Genomic DNA, 18,505 nt, shown 5'->3' on the forward strand with positions numbered 1-18,505 from the left:
ATTTAGTTCGCGCCTAACGCACCCTACTGCCTAAATTTACCTTCGGCGTAATTTTGAATTTTGTATTCTTACTCGTCTTCTAAGTCCTCGCTGCTAGCTTCGCTACCGCCGCTGACGGTTACGAGGTCGATTTGTTGGCGATAGTAGTCTACACTCTTAACCTGCACTTCGACGCGATCGCCGAGACGATAGGCTTGTCGATATTTGCGTCCCACCAAACAACTGTGGCGGGAACGATATTCGTACCAGTCGTCTTTGAGGGAACTGACGTGAACCAATCCTTCGACTAATAATTCTTCGATTTCAACGAAGAACCCGTAGGATTGCACGCCGGTAATTAACCCTTGGAAGACTTCGCCGGTGCGTTCTTTCATCTGTTCGGCTTTTTTAAGGCCTTCTAGGTCGCTTTCGGCATCTTGGGCAATTTTATCGCGTTCGTTGAGGTGGGCGATCGCGCCAGCAATTTCCTGTTCCCAATGGGTTTGTACCGCAGTGGGAAGGACGTTCCAGTTAATTTCTGCGGGTGCGGTGCTGCTGCCGAGGTTCACGCCAGCTTTAGTCCGGGAGGAACGGCGATCGCGTCCTTCGTCGAATAAAGTGTGAATGAGCCACTGTACGAGCAAATCGCCGTAGCGCTGACCGGGCGAAACGCACTGGCAATAGCCCTCAGTATAAGCAAGACCAAAGTTTCGCCCCGGATGCGTGCTATAGCTGCGCTGCCGCAATGTCGCTCTTAGGAAGTGAGTTAAGATTTTGGGGACGGGAGAATTTATCGCCTGCTCGACGAAATGCTGGTAGTGTTGGGGACTGACTTCTTCTTCCAGTTCTGGCACCAGATCTAATCCCAAATTATTCCCCAGTTTAATAAAGTCTTCGAGTTCCATCATATCGGGATCGCCTTGGACGCAGTACAAACAGGGAAGCGAGAGGGCGTTGAAGTGTTTGGCGATGGCTTCTCCAGCCAAAACCATTAGTTCGGCTTGCATCGACCATAAGGGGAGGGAACTGGATGTTGCGATCGCGCCAAGGCGAGAATCATCTTTATAGGGCGAGTATTGCGTTTCTAACGGTAGCTCGAAACCACCGCGCTGCAAGCGTTTTGCCCGTACCAACGGACTCAATACAAAAAAGAGGTCGTGCAGCATCGTCGCCACCGGCTGCATTTCCGATTCGCTCTCATCCGATTGTAGGAGCGTTTGCGCTTGTTGATAGGTCAGTTGGGCATCAACTTTAATCGCGCTGGGTTGAATGTCAAACTCGACGACGTTTCCTTCGCTATCTAAGGTTAATAATACAGAAATCGTTAGGTTTTCTCGCTCCGGTAACAAGCAGCAGCGGCGATAGACGGCTTCGGGATAGAGGGGAAGGATGAGTTCGCCCAAATAGACTGCTGTACCGCGTTTGCGGGCATCTCGCGCGATCGCGGATTCTGGCTCGACGTAATGGCCGAAGTCGGCGATATGAATCCCTAGTTGCCATTGTCCGTCTTTTAGCTTTTGTAACGTCAGAGCATTTTCGACGAGCGGAACGCCTTCTACTTTTAAAGTTTTTTCGCTATCGAGGGTCAAGGTGAGGAGCGATCGCAAATCGAGGCGATTTTTTAACTCACTTTTCGCAATTTTCCCCGTTGAGGCGGGTTTGGGAAAGGATTTCACCGCCTCTAAGGTATGAATGCTAAAGGTTTGGGGCAGATCGTGCTTGCAACTGACAATATCGGTATCGGCAGCCGCTTCCGCATCGCTACCCAGGATTTTGGTGACGCGCCCGAGGGGGAGGTTCGTACCGAGGGGATAGCGTCGAATTTCGACGTGAACGAGGTGATCGATCGCATCTTGAAGGCGTTCGTCGCTGCTGTCGAGTTCGACTTCAAACAGCAGGCGGTCGTCGAGGGGAACGGCGCGATAGCTGCTGCCGCTTTTTTTGATTCGCGCTAACAGCGAGGGATTGGCGCGATCGAGGATCAGGGCAACTTCGCCTTCTGGGGAACGGCGGCGATTGCCTTCTTTAATCGTTTTCACGAAAACGCGATCGCCATTCCAAGCATTACTCAAATGGCTTTCCCGAATGTAAATATCGTCCGCATCTTCTTGGTCTTGAATCGCAAAGCAAAAACCCTTGCTCGAACAGCGCAATTTTGCTTCCACAAATTGTTCGTCAATCGACGTGCGGTATTTACCGAGTTCTTTACTTAAAATTCCGATCTTTTCAAGAACATCGAGTATAATCTCCAATTTCTCTGCTTCTTCATCGCTTTGACAATTGAGTTTTTTCTTTAAATCTTTAGCGCCCATCAGTTTGTGATGGCTGAATTGAGATAACAATGTAGCGATTGAAAATTCCATTTCAGTGCAATCCTTTGAATTCGAGCAGAGGGGTGGAAGGGTTTAGCTCTCGCAAGGTCGAAGTAGAGCGGGAAATCCTTGCTTGCGTTGTCGCTGTTTGTAGTTGAGGAGAAACAATAACGCGACTCCGATTCAAACAGAATCGTTTTAACAGTTGCATCCATTCAAATTCCCGCCCCCACTCTCAGCGAAGAGATAGCAGAGAAATCGAAGCGACCCATACAAGTCTTGGGAATTTGGCCAGAACGAACCTCGTTTCTCGACCGCTGCTTGGCACCGCCCTTCTCCAGAGAATCGACAACTTCTGTTCCCGATGAGATTGAAGTTGCCGCAGTGCTTTTGGGTTCAAACAGCCTTTCATCATTTTAGGGGTTAATGGGCCGTCTTTGAACAGCGATTCGTTATTCGTTCTGCCGCTCTTAAGGAGCCGGAATTTTAGGTATGCCTCGCTCGGGTATTGGCAAAGGTCGCGCTCAGGGGGGTAGAATCAGGACAAATGTTCTCTTAGGGGGCAAGATTTTGCGAAAATAGAAATGGTATAACACTACGGGGTTACTTCTCTGTGTTTGCGATCGCGAGTTAGAGCCATCGCCAAGGCAGTTAGGACAAATTTGGGTAGGGGCGAATGCGATTTGCCCGGTTTTCTACCGCTCGGACTGTCCTCATTGATGTGTCTGTTGCTAGAGCTAGTGAATAAATTATGTTTCATCAATTCCGCAGTTATTATCCTCAAGGAAGTCTGATTAGCGAGTTAGTTACGGTTGAATACGGGCGCTATGTCGTCCGCGCGAGCGCGCGCGTCGATGGAGTTACCCTAGCAACGAGTCTGGCTTCTAGCGATACCGTAGAAGCAGCCGAAGATAATGCTAGGAGCCGCTTAATGGCTTTCCTCGGAGTCGGAGACGCACCGCTACCGGAACCTGTCCCTTCGCCCGCTCCCGCTCTCGCTGCGGAAAGCTTTCGGACTTTTCCCGCCCCAAGCGTCGCGCCGGAACCGGAACCGCTTGCTGTTGAGGAACCGCTACCGGAACCCGAACTTCTCGCTGTTGAGAAACCGCTACCCGAACCCGAACCTATTGCTGTTGAGGAACCACTACCGGAACCGGAACCGCTTACTGTTGAGGAACCGCTACCAGAACCGGAACCGCTTGCTGTTGAGGAACCGCTACCGGAACCCGAATTTCTCGCTGTTGAGGAACCGCTACCAGAACCCGAACCTCTCGATGTTGAGGAACCGTCGCCCCCGCCCAAATCTCGCAAGAAAAAAGCGCCTCCTACCCCCGAACCGGAGGAGTTCAGCACTTCTGAAGAATTCTTGCAGCCCGAAGCCGAGGCAGTACCGAGCGCTACTGTCGAAACCGTTACCGAAACTCCAGTTCGGGCTGCACCGCCGCCAATCCCTCCTAATATTCCGAGCGATCCTCTTGCGGCGATGATTCAAACGGGCGTAGAGATAAAGCGGTTAGGGTGGACGACGGAACAAGGGCGGGCTTATCTGCTGGAAACTTACGGCAAGCGATCGCGCCAAATGCTCACGGATGAGGAGTTATTCGAGTTCCTGACTTACTTGCAAAGTCAACCGTCCCCTTAATTGAATTATCCCTCAACGGTGTGACCGACGGCCGCGATCGCGTCCTTAATTTCCGCCTCCGAGCGCTGCGATTCAATCTCCGCCGTCTTCGCACTCAAATCTACCTTGACTTTAGCATCAGCATCGAGGGCAGCGATCGCCTTCGTAATCGTATCCGCACAGCCCTCGCAAACGATGCTGGGAACTTTCAGTTGAATTGACATAGATTTAACAGCTTCCACAGTTAAAGTAAGAGTAGGGTTTATTCTAGCGAACTGATTGCAAGGGAAGATAGTATAAGCCGGACTTTTCTAAGCGATGAGCGGTAACGGCTCGTCTGGGCGGCAATTGAGGGATTCACCAAATTATGGGTTTAGAGCGTTCCAAAAATCTTCAGGCAGCACAGGAAAAAATTTACCGCTTTTTTCTTAAATTAGTTCGACACGAGCCACCAGAAACAGTTCTCGAACGTTTTAAAAATCTTTTTGTATTTGGGGTTGATTCTCTAGCGCCGGAAATTCAACAAGCTTTATACGACATTATTTTAAGTCGCGACGAACTCATTTTTAAAAATACCTTTAAAAGAACTTGTTACATTATTACCAATAATTGGATTTCAGAAAATCGCGCCCACTACATCGATAAATTAGTTGAAATCATTGCTGAAGTTAAAGAACATACACAAACGCTCTCGCGGAGTTTAAGTTGTCTGAGAACCTGGATTAGCAACTTTATTGAAACAGAAGATTATCAAGAAATCAAGCGCATTTCTGAATTTTATTCAAGAGACTCGAAAAAATCTTGGAATCAACGTTATACTTCCTTTTTGTTAGTCCCTCAATATCTCGACTTAGAAAACCCGAAAGAACAGCGAGAAATTGCAAAAAAATTATCCGACGAACTCAAGAACAAATACAAGTCAGATTTAGCCCTATTCTCTGCCCACAATCCCCTTCGAGCCACTCCTCCCGTTCGAGAAAATCCCACTCATCTCGGACAAGACGCGATCGCGATTGTTAAAAATATCGTCGCCCAAAATCTCCGGTACAGTTACGAACATCACTCTCGCGCTTTTATCGATACAGTGCGCGATGGTGACTACGAAAGCTTTAAATCGAGCTTGCAAGGTTATTTAACCTTCGGAGTTCCGAATCAACAAGCCGTCGAACTTCTCGATCGCAACATGAGCGCGAAAATACTAAATCTTTATCGAGAACGGAACGATTCTAACTTAACCTTAGAATTATTGCTACGAACTTGTCGTCGTATTATTGAAATTTTAACAATCGAAGATGGAGCTACCCCTTCAAAGCTCTTTATTTTATTGAGCGATCGCGAAAAAGCGCTGAGTTTGTCAATGATTTTACTTAAAATAATTTTGATTTGTAAATACGCGCGGATTCACCTAGAAGCTTGCATCGCTAAACTGATTCAGTATTATGAAAAAGTTCCAGAACAAGAATGTCAGTGGTTCATCTATTTTTTAGAAGTTTTTAACGTTGTTTTTTCGGTTTACACTGAAAATATCAACTATAATCTCGTGCGCGTCGGCAACGGTACAGCGGCGGGGAAAAGCGCGATCGATCTCGAAGCCTATCGCGTTTTTCCGCAGTTGAAAAGTATGAACCTGCGCGAAAATGACTTGAAAAAGAGCGACTTACGCGGTCAAAACTTGAGCGCCGCCGACTTAAGAAAAGCCAATCTTAGCGGTGCAGATTTAAGCGAAACCGACCTAAGTTTAGCAAAATTTGCCTTTGCCAACTTGAACAATGCAATTCTCGATCGCGCCGATTTAGTAGCAGCGAACTTATCTGAAGCCAACTTGCAAGGAGCGAGTTTAAAACAAGCGATTTTGCGCCATAGCAATTTGCAAAAAGCCTGTCTCATTGGAGCAGATCTCAGTCAAGCACGCTTAAAGTTAGCCGACTTAACAGAAGCAAATTTAAGTCGCGCTTTCCTCAAACAAGCTGACTTTAGTCATGCTAACTTAGCCGGAGCTAATCTGACTGGAGCGAGTCTCAGTCGCGCCAACTTAACGGGAGCCAATCTAACGGGAGCCAACCTAGCAGAAGCCAATCTGAGTGGAGCAAACTTAACGGGAGCCAACCTACAAGGAGCCAATCTCAAACGGACTTTTTTGCGCCGTGCCGTCCTCATCGATACGAGTTTGAGGCAAGCTATCTTATACCATGTAGAGTTGAGCTATGCGACTTTAACTAATGTGGATTTGAGCGAAGCAACTTTAGTGAATTCTTACTGTCGCCACGTCAAAATTGACGGGACGAATTTCAGGGATGCGCGCCTGATTAAAACAAATTTCTTTAAAACAAAATTGAACCGAGCGCAGGTTGAAAAAGCTCACTTTCAGGAAAGTTTGGGAATTTCTGCCCTGCAACAAAGAAAGCTCGAAGAACGAGGTGCAGTTTTTGAGGAGTTGCCCTGACGCTTTAGAGCCATCCTTGGCATACAATTAAGTAATTAAGAGAAAAATCATATGCTTCTCAACCGCCAACCCCCGCAACAATCGGGACGCGACTGGAAACCCATTATCCAACAATTCGATCGCGCGATCGGTAAAGACGGCGTAATTCGTCGCAAAGACGAACTCCTCACCTACGAATGCGACGGACTCTCCTGTTACCGCCAGCGTCCCGCCCTCGTCGTCCTGCCCCGCACCACCGAAGAAGTCGCCGCCGCCGTTAAAATTTGCCACGATAACGATATCCCTTGGGTCGCGCGCGGTGCGGGAACCGGACTTTCCGGTGGCGCACTCCCCGTCGAAGATTGCGTCCTCATCGTCACCGCCCGAATGCGACGCATCCTCAAAGTAGACCTCGAAAACCAGCGCGTCGTCGTCCAACCCGGCGTTATCAATAACTGGGTGACGCAAACCGTCAGCGGTGCGGGCTTCTACTACGCCCCCGACCCTTCCAGCCAAATTATCTGTTCCATCGGCGGCAACGTCGCGGAAAACTCCGGCGGCGTTCACTGCCTCAAATACGGCGTAACCACCAACCACGTCCTCGCCCTCAAAATCGTCACCCCTGAAGGCGAAATCGTCGATTTAGGCGGTTACGTTCCCGAAATGCCGGGATACGACCTCACCGGCGTATTTGTCGGCTCCGAAGGTACTCTTGGTATTGCCACCGAAGTTACCCTCCGCATCCTCAAAGTTCCCGAATCCATTTGCGTCTTACTCGCCGACTTTAACAGCATCGAAGCGGCGGGGGCCGCTGTTGCTGGAATTATCGGTGCGGGAATCATTCCAGGGGGGATGGAAATCATGGATAACCTCAGCATTAACGCGGTCGAAGATGTCGTCGCAACGGGCTGCTATCCGCGCGATGCGGAGGCTTTATTGTTAGTGGAATTGGACGGATTGCAAGTTGAAGTTGATGCTAATAAGCGCCGCGTCATGGAAATTTGCCGAGAAATTGGGGCGCGCAGCATCACTTCGGCTAACGATGCTGAAACCCGCTTGAAACTCTGGAAAGGACGCAAAGCTGCTTTTGCTGCTGCGGGGAAAGTTAGCCCCAATTACTTCGTTCAAGATGGCGTAATTCCGCGCACCAAACTCGCTAGTGTCCTGAAAGCAATTGAGGAGTTAAGCGAGCGTTCCGGTTACAAAATTGCGAACGTTTTTCATGCCGGAGATGGTAACTTACACCCGCTAATTCTCTACGATGAATCGGTAGAAGGTGCGTTTGAAGAAGTGGAAAAAGTGGGAGGAGAAATTCTCAAACTTTGCGTTAAAGCTGGGGGAAGTATTTCGGGGGAACACGGTATCGGCTCGGATAAGAGTTGTTATATGTTCGATATGTTTAACGAGGTCGATTTAGAAACGATGCAATACGTTCGCCAGGTTTTTAATGCCAAGGGATTGGCGAATCCGGGTAAGTTATTCCCCACACCGCGCACTTGCGGGGAAGCAGCAAATGCTCGGAAAACAGCAGAGTTTAAAGGCGCGCAATTGTTTTAGCGATTTCGATTAGATTCACCTAAAAGATCGATCGAAATAATACTAGGTTGGGCGGCTAAAACTAAAGTTACGCTCTAGCGCTAGCCAAATTGTTTATACTAGATTGATGTGAAGCTCCATAAAATCAAAAGTAGGGTGCGTTAGCGAAGCGTAACGCACCATGTAACTCAAATTGAGGGAAGTCGAATGGCACTGACTTAAGGCTGGTGGGCGCTGCCCACCCTACGAAATTATCTGTAGAGACGTTGTATACAACGTCTCTACAGACGATTTTTCAACTCTTATTTCAGTGCCATTCGAGGGAAGTTGATTCCGTACAACATTATATTCAATTGGTATAGCGATGAAAAAAGTTGCCGTCTTTGGTAATGCGGGAGGGGGTAAATCAACGCTAAGTCAGCAATTATCAACAATCGCGGGTTTGCCGCTTTACGCCCTCGATAAAATCCAACATCAACCGGGCGGAATCAAGGTTCCTGAATCAGAATACCAACAGATTCACCAACAAATCTTAGCGACGGATTCCTGGATTATTGATGGATTTGGTTCGATAGAAACGCTTTGGGTACGGCTGGATGAAGCTGATAGTTTAGTCTTCATCGATCTGCCCTTACCCGTTCATTTTTGGTGGGTGACAAAACGACTTCTAACGGGTTATTTTAATCCTCCCGCAGGCTGGCCGGAAAAGACTCCTATTTTTCAGAGTTCATTAAGTAGCTATCGCGTGCTTTGGCTGTGTCACCAACGCTTGACTCCCAAATATCGCGAGTATATCGAACGAGTTCGAGGGACAAAAACAGTTTACCACCTCCGCGCGATCGCGCAAATTTCTCAGTTTCTAAAATCCCTCGAAAGTAAGACTCCATCAAGCCTCTAAAAAGGTTTAAGACTCATTATTCATTCCTAATAATCCTTGGGCAGTTCCCAACAAATTAATCGGATTTTTTCCATCCGTAATTAAAACGCTTTGAATGCCCAATCCTTGTAACAATCGAGCTTGCATTTCCGGCCCCGCTTGAGCCATCGCGCGAATGGTTTCTGTCCCTAAAGCTTCCACCTTTTCTCGATACTCTCGCGCTGTAATTTCTGCCATTGCCTGGGCGCGCGCCACTTCCAATTCATTTAAGGCTTGTTTGTGGGCGAGTTCGGCTTGCTGGCGCGCTTCTAATTCCTCTAAAGCAACGCGAGCGCGAATGCGAGCGGCTTCGGCTTCTTGTTGGGCTAAATTGACGGCGAGTTCGCCTTGAATTCGTGCTGCTTCTGCCGTCGCTTGGGCTTCTGCCGTTGCTTTTCCCGATGCTTCGATCGCGGCATTTTCCGCCTGCAATTCTAACAGATTTTTGCGCTCGGTTTCTGCTGCTGCCCGATCCGCGATCGCTTGCCGTTCCAACCGCGCTTTTGCCGCCTGTTCGATACCTTCCGCATCCTGCTTCGCCGCTGCTTCTTGCGCGTCAGTCGTAATTTGAATGGCAATTTGTACCGACTTTTGCAAACTTCTTAAAGTTTGTTCGTCCACCGGCTCGACAGATTGAATATCGATATTAGTCACGACCAAATTATTCGCCCGCATCCGAAATTCATCGCGAATTCGCCCCTCTTCATCTACCCCAAATACTGCTTGGCGAATAATCCGCGCCGAGTTGCGGTGAAACTCATCAAACTTAACCCCAGCAACGGCTCCACGTACCCGCGACGCAATCGCTTTACAGGCATCGCCGACAAAATCCGGGACTTGAAACAATCGCGCGGTGGCTTGTTCGTTGTGTCGATCTACATCAAAATACCAATTATAAGAAAGTTGTAATTGCAAGCGCGCGTGGTCGGAAGTTTCCACCGTAAAAATATCGGTCATGAAATCCGGCCCTAATAATAACGCCAAGGATTTAATCGCATTCGGAACCTTGGGTTTTCCGCCCGACAAACTCAACACCGTAAAGGCTTCATCCGGTGCTAACATGACTAAATCCGGGCCGAAAGCAGTGCGTGCGGTGCGCTCCTTGTAATCGTGGATTTGGACGGCAGCATTTTGGGGGACGTGGAAAACCACGGCGCGGGTTTTATCGCGCTGTTCGCCCGCCGGTACGGTAAAATCAACGGTACGGAAACCGCGATCGCTCGTTGGGTCGTGACGTTGCTGCAATAACTCCTCCACCACCGGCGGCAAGTCTTTTGCCCACAACTCCTCGTAGGGACTCAACAAATAAGCCTGCGGCCCGCTGACGAGTTTCAACTCTCCAGTTTGGATATCGCGGACGTAAAGACCTTCATTTTTATCGAGGGGAATCGCCTTGCGTCGCTCCACCACTTCTACTTCAATCGGCGGAATATAATCTCTCGGGCCCACAATCGTCCATAAATCTCCCGGCTGGCGAATGGCAACCTCGTTTTCAAAAATTTCTTCCTTCGCACGCAGCAACAGCGCTTCTTGCTCGCCGAGAACGTACACTTTTTGGATGCCATTTTCTAAGGACTCGCCGGGATGGAGGAAAAAGGAGGTTCGTCCTTGGCGTACTTCCTGCATTCCGAATTGCGGCTTACCTTCCGCATCGATGGGATCGACAACAATGCACCACTCGCGATCGCTGAGCGTGGTAATCTTAACCTCGCCGACCACTTCCTCGTAAACATCGGGGATATGAATTTCCGAATCGGCCAGCGTCACCAACCATTCATCCCCCGCCTTGCGCTGCCGCCCGAAAATATCGCTAAAAGTGCGTCGCGCTCGCAGTTGTAAGGCTTTTTGTTCGGTGAGGACGTAGGCTTTAATCAGTCCGACGATAGCTTCATCGACTCCCGGTAAATACGCGCCCTCCTCCCGCACCAACCATTCTTCCCCAGCGCGGCGCGGATTGCCCCTTGCATCCGTACAATTCTGGCGCGCCATCAACCGCAACGCTTGATTCGGTTCGATAGTCGTTGCTTTCACGGTTTCCAGCACTTCCACTTCAACGCGGGGAATATACGTTCCCGGCCCTTCAAATAACCATTGGTCCCCAGCGATACGCTCTAAACCTTCCGCCTCCGTAAAATCGCGGGTAGCCCGCAGGCGCAGGGCTTGGTTCGTTTCCACCACCAGGAGGCGCGTAACTTCCCCAAGCAATTCTTCGCCGGGATAAAGCGGGAAAGGGTCTTGGGCGAAGCGAAGTTCTTCATCGCCGTAACGCAGGCGGATTTGCCCGTGTTCGTCAGCGAGGGGCTGTCCGTCCTCGTCGCGTAGGACGGGATTGGCGATGCGGCAATAGTGGCGCGGCGGGACGATGAGAGTGGGAGTGGGACGCAAGATGAGGCGCTCGGAATCGCCCAGGGTGAGGGTTTGCGGGCCGAGTTCGAGGCGGGTTACGCCGGTATTATTATCGAGGATATGGACGAATTGTTGCGGTTTGAGGCGAATGACCCCGCTAGAAACGCTCGGAAGGTCTGTACCGCGTTCGGGGAGTTGTTCGGTGGATTTCATGAGGATTTTCTCAAGATTACTACCGCTCTAGTGTTACCGACGCGATCGCGTTTCAGTGCGACCGATACACTACTTTTGTGTGACAAAGATTACAGTCTAACGCGCTTCCAAACTCGCATCTTCGTAAAGCATGGCAAAAGTTCCGGTATAGTCGAGGCTTTCTAAGCGGAAAGTTTCGCCTTCTTCGTAGCTTTGAAAAAGCCACAATCCATCGGTGTGGCGGCGGAAGATTTCGACGCAATAATGTTGGCAGTTAATGAGGACGTATTCTTGCAAACTCGGAAGGGTTCGATACGCATTAAATTTTTCGCCCCGATCTTTCAATTCGGTGGAGACAGAGAGAACTTCGATAATGATTTTGGGGAAGGATTTATAGAGATTCGTTTCCCTATCTCGCTCGTCGCAAGTGACAAAAATATCGGGGTAAAAAAAGCAGTTGCGGGTGTCGATGCGGAGTTTCATATCGAAGATGAAAACCCGACACCCAGAACCTCGAAGGTGCGATCGCAGATCGCTAGCCAAGTTTAGCAATATTGTAACGTGGGTGTCGGTTGCTCCTGCCATCGCCACCACTTCACCATCGAAATATTCGTGTTTGGTGGCGCTCTGGGTTTCGAGTTCTAGATATTCTTCTGGGGAGAGAGGAGGAACTTGAGCGTACATAGAATGTAATGGCAAAAACTTTATTATTTAAGTTAACATTTTTTGTCGTAGGGGCATAACATTGTTCATTAGTGTCAACTTAAGCTTAACCCCTCGCTCACCTAGCCCGCCTTGGGTTCAAACCCAAGGCTAATAGCTCAAGTCCTCTGAAGAGGACTGGGAAATTCAGATGTATCTAACCCGTTTCAACGGGTTTCAGTTATTAGCCAGGAACTTGAGTTCCTGGCGGGCTAAGTGTTTCACCTTAAGTTGACGCTAATGAACATTGTTATGCCCTGTTATGCTTTATCGGCACATCTGCTATGAACAGAACAAATGGCGCGTTTGTGAAATCTGCTTTTAGCTCCTCTTTTACCCGCGTGAGAGAAGCTTTTTGTAGTCATTTGTAGGGTGGGAATTGCCGCAAGACCTTTTGACTTATAGCACGATTTTAAATCGGCAATGCCCACCGCAACTAGATTGGTGGGCAAGGTTATCTTAATGAATCTCTCAAAAAATTCGACTTGTTACCTTGCCCACCCTACCCAAGCTGTAGAGACGTTGTATACAACGTCACAACAAATAACATGATGCCTTACGAGCATCGCGAATAACTCAATTGAGGGCAACCCCATACAGGGGTTAAACTAGAGAACAACATCCTCACCCTCTCTTCTAATGGTGGACTGCCTCAACCCCCACTGTTCCGAGCCCGAAAACCCCGATAACGCTGACGATTGTCACAATTGCGGTACTTCCCTCCACAACCCCTATCCCTTTTATAAAGATCGCTACCGTATCCTCCAAGTCCTCGGATGTGGGGGTTTCGGGCGAACTTACCTCGTCAAAGATACAAAAAATCATGACCGTCCCTGCGTACTCAAAATGCTGCTGTCTCAAGCAACAGCAGAAGATACAGAACGAGCGATTAGAAAGTTCAAGCTAGAAAGCGAAAAACTCGCCACCTTAAATCATCCGCAAATCCCGCAACAATACAAAAGCTTCCAGGATCGAGACTCATTCTTTATTGTCCAGCAGTTCATCGAAGGCGAACACCTGCTTAAAGAATGTTTGCGTCAAGGCTGTTTTAGCGAACGAAAAGTAGTGGAGTTATTGCAGGGTTTATTGCCAATCTTGAAAGAAATTCACGACCTGGGATTAGTGCATCGGGATATCAAACCCGTCAACATTATGCGACGGTCGAATCTCAATATGGCAGAGGCTTTGCGACTGGTATTGATTGATTTTGGCATCCTTAAAGACCTATCGACAACCCGTAAATCGAGCGTGGTTTACGGAACGCGGGGGTATGCAGCCATCGAACACATGATGGGCAACCCGGAACCGGCGAGCGATATTTATAGCTTGGGGGCGACCAGCATCTATTTATTGACCGGCTGTTTTCCCGATGTGCTGGGAAAAAACATTGAGTTTGACAGAAATGAACTGCGCTTTTTATGGCGGGAAGAATTGCAGCGACAGGGCAGAACGATTAGCGATGAACTCGCTTATATTCTCGATAAAATGCTGCGCCCTTGGGTAACGCAGCGATATCAATCGGCGGCAGAAGTAATGGAAGCCATCGCCAAGCTTTCTCCAACACCCCAACCGCAGCAACCCACCCCGCTGCCGCGAAGTGCCGACCCAGAATCGTCAGTCGAACCGACGCGCCACTGGATGTCGTTGATAAAAACCTGGGTCGTTTCGCCGAAAGCCCCAGAAGTGGGAATTCCGGTAATGCCAGTAAACCCGAATCCGGGACAGCCGTTAAAAACCTTTAGTTTTGAAGTGATAACCGCCGATAATCAGGGCAAAGTTAAAAACCGCCGTCCCGGACAAGCGAACTATTTAATTGAAGAAATCGCGAGGGGAGTTGGGTTAGAAATGGTAGCGATTCCGGGTGGGAGTTTCATGATGGGTTCGCCAGAAACCGAGGAAAAAAGGGATAGCGATGAAAGTCCGCAACATCAAGTCACAATTCAACCCTTCTACATGGGCAAATACGCCATCACTCAAGCCCAGTGGAAAGCCGTCGCCGCCCTGCCCAAAATCAAAATCGACCTCAAACCCGACCCATCGAATTTTAAAGGCGCAAACCGTCCGGTAGAGACCGTAAGTTGGTGGGAAGCCGAAGAATTCTGCAAAAGACTGTCCAAAAAAACGGGAAAACAATATCGTTTACCAAGTGAAGCCGAATGGGAATACGCCTGTCGCGCGGGAACGACAACGCCGTTTCACTTCGGAGAAACAATAACGTCAGAACTGGTGAATTACGACGGGAACTATGCCTACGGTAATGCCCCAAAAGGCAAATATCGAGAACAAACCGTAGAAGTCGGAACATTACCGCCCAACGGATATGGACTGTATGAAATGCACGGGAATGTGTGGGAATGGTGCGCAGACCATTGGCACGAAAATTATCAAGGAGCGCCGAACAATGAAACTACATGGCTAACTAGCGATGAAAGGAATACACGACTGCTTCGCGGTGGTTCTTGGAGCAGCATTTCGAGGTTCTGCCGTTCTGCGCATCGCGGCAGGAACTATCCCGGTCATTCTAACCTCAATATCGGGTTCCGCGCTGCTCTCTCCCCCAGGACTCCCTAGCCCTCTACCCTTTTCCCCTCTTGCCCTCTACCTCGCGCGAAGCGCGAAAATTTTTTCAATATTCAGAGCGTAGGGGCATAACACTTTATGCCCAAAAAAGTCAGGTCTCAAACCCGAAAAACCCCAATAATCCGACATTGGCATACAATCAATATTCAGAGCGTAGGGGCATAACACTTTATGCCCAAAAAAGTTAGGTCTCAAACCCGAAAAAACCCCAATCATCCAAGATTGGAATACCATCAATATTCAGAGCGTAGGGGCATAACATTTTATGCCCAAAAAAGTTAGGTCTCAAACCCGAAAAAACCCCAATCATCCAAGATTGGAATACCATCAATATTCAGATTGTAGGGGCATAATATTTTATGCCCAAAAAAGTTATGTTTCAAACCCCAAAAAACCCAATCATCCAACATTGGCATACCATCAATATTCAGAGCGTAGGGGTATAACATTTTATGCCCAAAAAAGTTACGTCTCAAACCCGAAAAAACACAATCATCCAAGATTGGAATACCATCAATATTCAGAGCGTAGGGGCATAATATTTTATGCCCAAAAAAGTCAGGTCTCAAACCCCAAAAAACCAAGTAATCCAACATTGGAATACCATCAATATTCAGAGCGTAGGGGCATAACACTTTATGCCCAAAAAAGTTATTTCCCAAACCCGAAAAACCCAAATCATCCAACATTGGCATATAATCAATATTCAGAGCGTAGGGGCATAACACTTTATGCCCAAAAAAGTTAGGTCTCAAACCCAAAAAACCAAATCATCCAACCTTGGCATATAATCAAAGACGGGCTGCAAGCAAATTCACAACATTGTTACAGCATAATATTTACAGGGCATAACAGTGTTATGCCCCTACAGATCGCCATTACTAACTTAGAGATGAAAACGCAATGAAATACGATCCGCAAATTCATCATCGACGGTCTATTCGCCTCAAAAACTATGACTATCGACAAAATGGAACGTATTTTATTACTCTTTGTACCTACGAGAAACAATGTTGGTTTGGCAAGATTGTTGGAGGCGAAGTCCATCTCAATGCTCTCGGTAAAATTGCCCGTTCCTGCTGGCAGGAAATCCCCCATCATTTCGATGGAGTGAATTTAGATGTTTTCGTTATCATGCCCAATCATCTTCACGGTCTTTTGACAATTCTGCACGAAACAGCTTGGAGTTCTGAGGCAACCCAAGAATTTGGCAAAATGGTCAGCGGTTCAGTTTCCTCAATTCTCCGTTGTTACAAAGCGGCTGTTACTCGTAAAATTAATCTGCTCTGCAATAGTAAAGCTTATCCGATTTGGCAGAAGAATTATTACGAACACATCGTTCGCGATGAAGAGTCTTTGAGTTCAATTCGTCAGTATATTATCGATAATCCTCTAGTTTGGGAAAATGACCCGGAATATCTTTCTGTAGGATGCAGTCTTGAGTTGGATTTACAGTTTTGAGCATAACCGGGCATAACCGGGCGTAACCGGGCGTAACCGGGCGTAACCGGGCATAACCGGGCATAACCGGGCATAACCGGGCGTAACCGGGCATAACAGTGTTATGCCCCTACAGAATTTGGCGATTTATGTAATGTTAATATCTTCTGTTATACCAATTCCCAATCCTGATGCACTCAATTTTATGGGTAGGGACAGAGGGCATAACAATGTTATACCCCAACAGAATTTGGCGATTTATGTAGTGTTGATATCTTCGTTAAATCAATTCCTAATTGTGATGCACTCAATTTTATCTGTAGGGGCATTGCACTGCAATGCCCTAATTGGTGCGGAACTCTCAAAAAATCCGACTCATTCCCTTGCCCGCCCTACAAGTCAAGAATACGGAAAACAATTGAAGAATTCCTTAGCTCCCTGGAAGTGCGAGGGTTTATTGCCGCTATCATAAAGAAAAATAGAAACCGTTCGCGGACAGATTAACAAGACCGATGTCTAACGCTAGCAACAACGAACCGATGCGACTCCCGCGTACCAGCGAGTCCGAACCCCTCAAAAAGATTCGCCATACTGCCTCCCACGTCATGGCGATGGCCGTGCAGAAGTTGTTCCCGACAGCGCAAGTGACGATTGGCCCGTGGACGGAAACCGGATTTTACTACGATTTCGATAGTCCCGAACCCTTCACCGAAGCAGACTTGAAAGCTATCAAGAAGGAGATGGATAAGATTATCAAAAAGAAACTGCCGGTGATTCGGGAGGAAGTTTCGCGCGAGGAAGCGAAACGCCGCATTGAAGGGATTCAAGAACCGTATAAGCTGGAAATCCTTGAGGAGATTAAAACCGAACCCATCACGATTTACCATCTCGGTGAGGAATGGTGGGATTTGTGCGCCGGCCCCCATGTTGAGAGTACCGCAGAATTGAACCCGAAAGCGATCGCGCTTGAAAGCGTGGCGGGGGCGTATTGGCGCGGCGACGAGAATAAGGCGCAACTGCAACGCATTTATGCAACCGCTTGGGAAACTCCCGAACAACTCGCCGAGTACAAGCGACGCAAGGAAGAAGCGCTGCGACGAGACCATCGCAAGTTAGGCAAAGAGTTGGGTTTATTTATTTTCTCCGATTTGGTGGGGCCGGGGCTACCGCTCTGGACTCCGAAGGGAACGATTTTGCGCTCTACCCTCGAAGATTTCCTCAAGCAGGAACAACTCAAACGCGGCTATTTACCCGTGGTTACGCCTCACCTCGCGCGCGTCGATTTGTTCAAGCAATCGGGACATTGGCAGAAGTATCGCGAGGATATGTTCCCCATGATGGCAGAAAGTGAGGAAGAGGCTGCGAGCGATCGCGGATTTGTCCTCAAACCGATGAACTGCCCCTTCCACATTCAAATTTATAAGAATGAGTTGCGTTCCTACCGCGAGTTACCGATGCGTTTGGCGGAATTCGGCACTGTGTATCGTTACGAGCAATCGGGCGAATTAGGCGGTTTAACGCGGGTACGCGGCTTTACCGTCGATGATTCTCACCTGTTTGTCACCCCCGAACAGTTAGACGATGAGTTCCTTAAGGTTGTCGATTTAATCCTCTCAGTGTTTAAAGCGCTGCAACTGAAGAACTTTAAGGCGCGCTTGAGTTTCCGAGATCCCGAATTGGATAAGTACATCGGTTCTGAGGATGCTTGGAATAAGGCAGAAAATGCCATCCGTCGTGCTGTCGAACACTTGGGGATGAACCATTTTGAAGGCATCGGCGAGGCTGCGTTTTATGGCCCGAAACTCGATTTTATCTTCCAAGATGCCCTCGAGCGCGAGTGGCAGTTGGGGACGGTGCAGGTAGACTATAACCTTCCCGAACGCTTTGAGTTGGAATATGTCGCGGAAGATGGAACGCGCCAGCGTCCGGTTATGATTCACCGCGCGCCCTTTGGTTCTCTCGAAAGGTTGGTGGGAATTTTGATTGAGGAATATGCAGGCGATTTCCCGGTATGGTTAGCTCCAGAACAGGTGCGCTTACTCTGCATTAGCGATGAGTTTTTGGGCTACGCGCAGGAAGTTGCCGCGAAGTTGCAACTCGCAGGCGCGCGCGTCCAAGTCGATACGAGCGGGGAACGCTTAGGAAAGTTGATTCGCAATGCAGAAAAAGCCAAGATTCCCGTGATGGCGGTGATTGGAGCGAAGGAAGTGGAAAGCAATGCTTTGAACATCCGCACGCGCGCTTCGGGAGAGTTGGGTGCGATTCCGGTGGCGGAAGTTGTGGAGCGGATGCAGCGCGCAAACCGGGAACGGGTGGATTTCTGAGGTTAAGGGTTAGTCCAAGATAGAGGCGTTCCGGTGGAACGTCTCTACTTGAATATGACGTTACACAGAATCGACTCCCCTTGATTTTTGGTTAAGATTATGGTGCGTTACGCTTCGCCAACACATCCTACTTTT

The 18,505-nt window shown here is 48.5% G+C and carries 12 protein-coding genes; 7 read left to right on the plus strand and 5 right to left on the minus strand.

Annotated features, from left to right (window positions below; genetic code table 11):
- Positions 1-68 precede the first annotated feature (68 nt).
- Entirely contained in the window at positions 69-2,342 is a 2,274-nt protein-coding gene (locus H6G50_RS00835; RefSeq protein WP_190712328.1) for a ribonuclease R family protein, read from the minus strand.
- 700 nt (positions 2,343-3,042) lie between these two features.
- On the opposite strand from H6G50_RS00835, the gene H6G50_RS00840 reads away from it, so the two are divergent.
- Positions 3,043-3,933 carry a hypothetical protein gene (locus H6G50_RS00840; protein WP_190712329.1) on the plus strand — a complete coding sequence of 297 codons (891 nt, stop codon included), beginning with the start codon at positions 3,043-3,045 and terminating at the stop codon, positions 3,931-3,933.
- A gap of 5 nt (positions 3,934-3,938) precedes the next feature.
- Here the strand turns inward: H6G50_RS00840 and H6G50_RS00845 are convergent, their stop codons facing one another.
- A complete protein-coding gene (locus H6G50_RS00845; protein WP_190712331.1) occupies positions 3,939-4,136 on the minus strand; it encodes a heavy-metal-associated domain-containing protein in 198 nt (65 codons plus the stop codon).
- A gap of 143 nt (positions 4,137-4,279) precedes the next feature.
- On the opposite strand from H6G50_RS00845, the gene H6G50_RS00850 reads away from it, so the two are divergent.
- From H6G50_RS00850 to H6G50_RS00860, 3 genes are all read left to right on the plus strand, one after another.
- The gene (locus H6G50_RS00850) at positions 4,280-6,355 is read left to right on the plus strand and encodes a pentapeptide repeat-containing protein (protein ID WP_190712333.1); all 2,076 of its coding nucleotides are present in this window, start codon (positions 4,280-4,282) and stop codon (positions 6,353-6,355) included.
- Between the two features lie 51 nt (positions 6,356-6,406).
- The gene (glcD, locus tag H6G50_RS00855) at positions 6,407-7,891 is read left to right on the plus strand and encodes a glycolate oxidase subunit GlcD (RefSeq protein WP_190712335.1); all 1,485 of its coding nucleotides are present in this window, start codon (positions 6,407-6,409) and stop codon (positions 7,889-7,891) included.
- A 343-nt stretch (positions 7,892-8,234) separates the two neighbouring features.
- Complete coding sequence (locus H6G50_RS00860) at positions 8,235-8,768, plus strand: adenylate kinase (RefSeq protein WP_190712337.1); 534 nt, start codon at positions 8,235-8,237, stop codon at positions 8,766-8,768.
- A 6-nt stretch (positions 8,769-8,774) separates the two neighbouring features.
- Here H6G50_RS00860 and H6G50_RS00865 read toward each other — a convergent pair whose 3' ends face one another.
- Together H6G50_RS00865 and H6G50_RS00870 are read right to left on the minus strand one after the other, a co-directional pair.
- Positions 8,775-11,345, minus strand: coding sequence for a colicin uptake protein (locus H6G50_RS00865; protein WP_190712339.1), 2,571 nt, complete (start codon positions 11,343-11,345; stop codon positions 8,775-8,777).
- Between the two features lie 96 nt (positions 11,346-11,441).
- A complete protein-coding gene (locus H6G50_RS00870) occupies positions 11,442-12,008 on the minus strand; it encodes a Uma2 family endonuclease (protein ID WP_190712341.1) in 567 nt (188 codons plus the stop codon).
- A 657-nt stretch (positions 12,009-12,665) separates the two neighbouring features.
- Between H6G50_RS00870 and H6G50_RS00875 the strand changes: the two genes are divergently transcribed.
- Positions 12,666-14,597 carry a bifunctional serine/threonine-protein kinase/formylglycine-generating enzyme family protein gene (locus H6G50_RS00875; protein ID WP_190712343.1) on the plus strand — a complete coding sequence of 644 codons (1,932 nt, stop codon included), beginning with the start codon at positions 12,666-12,668 and terminating at the stop codon, positions 14,595-14,597.
- 287 nt (positions 14,598-14,884) lie between these two features.
- On the opposite strand, the gene H6G50_RS00880 is transcribed toward H6G50_RS00875, so the two are convergent.
- Positions 14,885-15,295 (minus strand): hypothetical protein, encoded by a 411-nt coding sequence (locus H6G50_RS00880; protein ID WP_190712345.1) that lies wholly within the window; start codon positions 15,293-15,295, stop codon positions 14,885-14,887.
- Positions 15,296-15,509: 214 nt separating this feature from the next.
- On the opposite strand from H6G50_RS00880, the gene H6G50_RS00885 reads away from it, so the two are divergent.
- Together H6G50_RS00885 and thrS are read left to right on the plus strand one after the other, a co-directional pair.
- Positions 15,510-16,067, plus strand: coding sequence for a transposase (locus H6G50_RS00885; RefSeq protein WP_190712347.1), 558 nt, complete (start codon positions 15,510-15,512; stop codon positions 16,065-16,067).
- Positions 16,068-16,558: 491 nt separating this feature from the next.
- Positions 16,559-18,370, plus strand: a complete 1,812-nt coding sequence (gene thrS / locus H6G50_RS00890; RefSeq protein WP_190712349.1) for a threonine--tRNA ligase — start codon at positions 16,559-16,561, stop codon at positions 18,368-18,370.
- Positions 18,371-18,505: the final 135 nt, after the last annotated feature.

Origin of the sequence: Oscillatoria sp. FACHB-1406, assembly GCF_014698145.1 — a bacterium.
In the GTDB taxonomy this organism is placed as follows: domain Bacteria; phylum Cyanobacteriota; class Cyanobacteriia; order Cyanobacteriales; family Spirulinaceae; genus FACHB-1406.